The organism is Mesorhizobium sp. M7A.F.Ca.ET.027.02.1.1 (assembly GCF_004022985.1).
Classification (GTDB): domain Bacteria; phylum Pseudomonadota; class Alphaproteobacteria; order Rhizobiales; family Rhizobiaceae; genus Mesorhizobium.
In genome coordinates this window covers 1-411 of record NZ_RZOL01000970.1, presented here as the reverse complement: position 1 = coordinate 411, position 411 = coordinate 1, and the positions used below count along the sequence as shown (strand labels likewise).

Below are 411 nucleotides of genomic sequence, written 5' to 3'. Positions count from 1 at the left end.
GAATAGGCCTTCTCGGTCTGGATCCAGCCGCTGTTTTCGACATTGACCTTGCCACCGTTACCGCCAACGTTGCCGGACCCGCCCAGTGACAGGTTGACACTGACTTCCGATTCATCGGTGTGACCGGTGCTTTCGCCGGCGCCACCGGCGCCACCGCCGCCACCCACCGACTGTGCGAAGATGCCGATGGAACGCTCCTGCTGGGTCCAGATGCCGGCCGTGGCGAGATTGAAGACGTCGACTTGGAAAGCGCTGCCACCGCCGCCGCCTGCCCCGCCAAGCGCCCCACCGATCGCATATTTACCCAATACGCCCGATGTCGCCGAGCCGCCGACACCACCACCGCCGCCGATCGAGTTGGCGCTGATACCATACGAATCGGCGCCGTCGGTCACGATCAGGCTCCTGTTG

At 64.5% G+C, this 411-nt stretch carries 1 pseudogene; it reads right to left on the bottom strand.

The features are described 5' to 3' along the window. Nucleotides 1-395, bottom strand: a pseudogene (locus tag EN749_RS37280) (hypothetical protein); the annotation flags it as partial. Nucleotides 396-411: the final 16 nt, after the last annotated feature.